General features: G+C 70.4%; 4 protein-coding genes and 1 pseudogene. All 5 read right to left on the bottom strand.

Translation table 11 applies throughout. From position 1 onward, the window contains the following. Positions 1-104: 104 nt before the first annotated feature. Positions 105-659 (bottom strand): Hpt domain-containing protein, encoded by a 555-nt coding sequence (locus ACIKT0_RS14770; protein ID WP_407106073.1) that lies wholly within the window; start codon positions 657-659, stop codon positions 105-107. 11 nt (positions 660-670) lie between these two features. After that, positions 671-1,216, bottom strand: a complete 546-nt coding sequence (locus ACIKT0_RS14765; protein ID WP_407106072.1) for a response regulator — start codon at positions 1,214-1,216, stop codon at positions 671-673. Between the two features lie 48 nt (positions 1,217-1,264). Then, positions 1,265-2,044, bottom strand: a complete 780-nt coding sequence (locus ACIKT0_RS14760) for an NAD kinase (protein WP_407106071.1) — start codon at positions 2,042-2,044, stop codon at positions 1,265-1,267. Between the two features lie 89 nt (positions 2,045-2,133). Then, on the bottom strand, positions 2,134-3,108 hold the full coding sequence (locus ACIKT0_RS14755) for an MBL fold metallo-hydrolase (protein WP_407106070.1): 975 nt from the start codon (positions 3,106-3,108) through the stop codon (positions 2,134-2,136). A 189-nt stretch (positions 3,109-3,297) separates the two neighbouring features. Continuing rightward, positions 3,298-3,750 (bottom strand): annotated as a pseudogene (locus ACIKT0_RS14750) (FAD/NAD(P)-binding protein); the annotation flags it as partial.

The raw sequence follows: 3,750 nt of genomic DNA, 5'->3' as shown, positions 1-3,750 counted from the left end.
AGTCAGAACGCGAAGGCCTCGACCGGCTGGAAGCCCGGAAGATCCGGGCCGTACGCGGCTATGCGGCGGCTCCGGACGTGGCGCGCGCCGCCTGAGGCCGGGGACTACTCGGCCCGGATCCCCGGAGCGTACTGGGCGCGCAGCTGGGCGAGCCTGAGCGTCAGCGCCACGCCGAGCGGGTTGTCCCGGCCGCGCACATCCTGCCGTACGATCGCGCGGATCGACTCGACGTGCCGGTCGACGACGGCCTGCGGGAGCGGCCTTTCCTCGAGCCGCTCGATGAAGACGCAAAGCCCCTCGGCGATCTCGCCGGCGAGCGGGTAGCCGAGCGTCGCGGCCTGTCCGCGCAGGTCATGGGCCACGCGATAGAGCGCGTCCGCGGCGCCTTGGGAAGACTGCGTCGCGAAGGCCTTGCGCGCCTCCTCGAGGCGCTCGATCTCGGCGTCCATCCAGGAGGCGAATTCCTGGGACAGCATTCCGAGCGCCCGTTCGGCGCGATGAACGGCTTCGGCCTCGCCGGGGCCGCGCGGCCCGATCAACTGCGTGGCCCGCTCCTTCAGCCGGTTCGGCGGATGCAGCACCGTGTGGTCGGAGAACACCTCGGCGTCGATTTTGCGCCATTCGACGTCGAGCGGCGGATCGAGGGGCGTGTGCGGCATCTGGGCTCGCCTCAGGACAATGCGCTATCGCGCAGCCGCTTGGCCCCCGGATCGGCCACCACGGCGTCGTTCGATGTGCGGCGCTCTGGCCCGCTGTACACGCCGGAGATGTTGCGACGGCGGTCCGGGCCGAAATAGTCGCGTGTCTTGATGAAGGGGCGCGGGTTGAGCACGCAGTTGAGCAGGCGCTGGTGCAGCGACTTCGCCGAGATCGGCTTGCACAGGAACTCGGTCACCCCGGCGTCCCGCGCGCGCATCACCTTGCTCTTCTCGGAATGCCCGGTGAGCATGATGATCGGCACATAGGGGTTCACCGCGCTGTCCGGCCGCCGGATCAGGCTGGTCAGCTCGATGCCGTCGAAGATCGGCATCGCCCAGTCCACGATGATGATGTCCGGCAGATGCGTGGTGAACATCTCGAGGCCCGCGGCGCCGTCCTCGGCCTCGTAGACCTCGCGCGAGCCGAACCCGTGCAGCAGCGTCCGGACGATGCGGCGCATATGCGCGTTGTCGTCGACGACGAGGATTCGAAGCTTGGTGAAATCGACGCGGACCATCTCGGTCTGGGATGATCCGCCAACGTCCTTAACGCCGAGTGTGCGGCGTCACCAGCCGAACTGTTCGGCCAGTATCCGTTCGTCGAGGCCGTGGCCGGGATCGTGCAGCATGGTCAGGCTGGTCTTGCGGTCGAGCGCGATCTCGACCCGCCGGATGTCGCGGAACTCGCTGTTGTCCGCGACGGCCGCCACCGGCCGCTTCTCGTGCTCCAGCACCTCGATCGCCACCGCGGCGCGGTCCGGCAGCAGCGCGCCGCGCCACCGCCGCGGACGGAAGGGCGAGATCGGCGTCATCGCGAGAAGCGGGCTCGCGAGCGGCAGCAGAGGGCCGTGAGCGGAGAGGTTGTAGGCGGTCGATCCCGTCGGGGTGGCGACGAGGATGCCGTCGCAGGTCAGCTCGGCCAGGCGCACCTTGCCGTCGACCTCCACCCGGAGCTTGGCGGCCTGGTAGGTCTGCCGCCACAGCTGGACCTCGTTGATCGCCTTGGAGATGTGGACCCGCCCCTCGCAGTCGCGCGCCCGCATGGTCAGCGGGTGGATCACGGCGCGCTCGGCCGCGGCGATCCGCTCCGGCAGGGCCTCCTCCGAATACTCGTTCATCAGAAAGCCGACGGAGCCGCGGTTCATGCCGTAGATCGGCAGGCCGCGGCCCATCACCTCGTGCAGCGTCAGCAGCATCTGGCCGTCGCCGCCAAGCGCGACCACCACCTGCGCGTCGTCGAGCGACGCCTCGCCATAGCGGGCCGCCAGCGCGGCGCGCGCCGCCTGCGCGTCTTCCGTGGCGCTCGCCGCGAAGGCGATGCGTTCGATCGGCCGGTTCGCGCTCATCTGGATCGGGATTGGCTCGACAGGACTCCGGGCCGCCCGTGCTTACACGGGGCCGGAGCCGTTCGTCCATCCGCGGGAGGGTTCAAGGCCTAGAGCGCCGCGTCCCACATCACCGGAACGAAGGTGTAGCTCGTGCCGCGGCGCGCGATGTGGCCCACCGCCGGGAAGGGGAAGTGGTAGCCGGCGATCGGCAGCCGGTCGGCGGCCACCATGTCCAGCATCCGGCGGCGCGTCGTTTCCGCGAGTTCGGGATCCATGTCGAACACCGCATGCCATCCGGGGTTCCGGACGAACAGGGCAGGGTGGTTCGTGACGTCGGACCAGATGATCAGGTCCTTGCCTTCCGAGCTCAGGCGGAAGGCGGTGTGGCCGGGCGTGTGTCCGGGGGCCGGGAGCGCCGTGATGCCCGGCGTGAGCTCCGCTTCGCGCTCGAACTTGCGGACCTCCCGGGCCATCGGCTCGAACACCCGGCGAACCATCTTGAAGGCGGGCTGCAGCGCGTCCGGGGCGCGGCTCATCTGGCCTTCGTCCATCCAGAACGCCCACTCGGCCTGGGGGACCAGCACTTCGGCGTTCGGGAAGGCGGCGGTCCCGTCCTTGAGGCGCAGACCGGCGATGTGGTCGGGGTGGAAATGCGAGACCAGAAGCATGTCAATGGCCTTGGGGTCGACGCCCGCGGCCGCCATGTTCTCGTAGAGCTGCCCTGCCGTCGGGGCCAGGAAGCCCCCGGTGCCGGCGTCGATCAGCACGAGCCTGCCGCCGGTGTTGACGACCACGCAGGTGAAGGGGATCGAGACCTTGTCGGTGCTGAGGAACGCCTGGTCGAGCGCCTGCCTGACGTCCTCGACCGGTGCGTTGCGGACGAAGGAGGCGTCAAGCGGGCGGCGGGCGACGCCGTCGGTCAGCGCCGTCACCTCGAACGAGCCGACATTGTAGCGGTAGACGCCCGGCGCCTGCCGTCCGGCGGCAGGCGCGGCGGCTCTCGCGGTTCCGGATGCGACCCCGGAGGCAGCCGACGCGGCGGCTGCGGCCGCCAGGATGGTTCTGCGCGACATGGCGGTCATCTCGTCACTCTCCCGCGTTCGCGGACGGCCGGGCCGTCGGATCTGCGTACGTCGGGGATAATCACGGCGCCCGATCGGCACAATTGGGCTTCCCGTGATGGGCCTCAATCTTGCGTGACGCCCCCCGCGTCGCGAGACCGCGAGATAGGCGGTCGGCGTGGGACAACAACCTCCTGCGACAGGATGGCTTCAGGCGACGACGCGGGCCTCCGCGACCCTGCGCGCATGGCTGCGGATGACGTCGCCGGCGACTTCCTCCGCGTGCCGCCCGACCTCCGGCAGACCCATCAGTTCGCCGAAGGCGTCCCGCGCGAGAGGGCCGGCGATCCAGAACGTCGGCCGCACGCGGCCGCCGCGGCCGACCGCCCGACTTCGCCCGTCGACCGCGAGCGCGAGCCCGACGTCATCGAGCGTGATCAGGCCGCTTCGATGCAGTTCGAAGAACAGCGGGTCGGTCTCGACCAGATCGCGGTGCGCCGGGCCGGTCGCGAGCGCCACCGCGTCGTACTCGCGGGTCTCGAACCGGCCGCCGCGAAGCTGGATCGTCACCTCGATGGCGGCGTCCTTCGTCTGGGCCTCCACGATCCGCGCGGCCTCCACCCGCAGCCCGCCCTCCCGAAGCCGGCGCCGCAGCACGGCGTC

It is taken from the genome of Hansschlegelia beijingensis (assembly GCF_045505405.1).
GTDB classification, from domain to species: domain Bacteria; phylum Pseudomonadota; class Alphaproteobacteria; order Rhizobiales; family Methylopilaceae; genus Methylopila; species Methylopila beijingensis_A.
The sequence above is the reverse complement of the archived record's forward strand: the minus strand, read 5'-3'. Positions and strand labels throughout refer to the sequence as shown.

Coding starts and splice junctions, on each gene's coding strand:
- ACIKT0_RS14770 (WP_407106073.1), bottom strand. CDS start 659: ATGCCGCACACGCCCCTCGATCCGCCGCTCGACGTCGAATGGCGCAAA.
- ACIKT0_RS14765 (WP_407106072.1), bottom strand. CDS start 1,216: ATGGTCCGCGTCGATTTCACCAAGCTTCGAATCCTCGTCGTCGACGAC.
- ACIKT0_RS14755 (WP_407106070.1), bottom strand. CDS start 3,108: ATGACCGCCATGTCGCGCAGAACCATCCTGGCGGCCGCAGCCGCCGCG.
- ACIKT0_RS14760 (WP_407106071.1), bottom strand. CDS start 2,044: ATGAGCGCGAACCGGCCGATCGAACGCATCGCCTTCGCGGCGAGCGCC.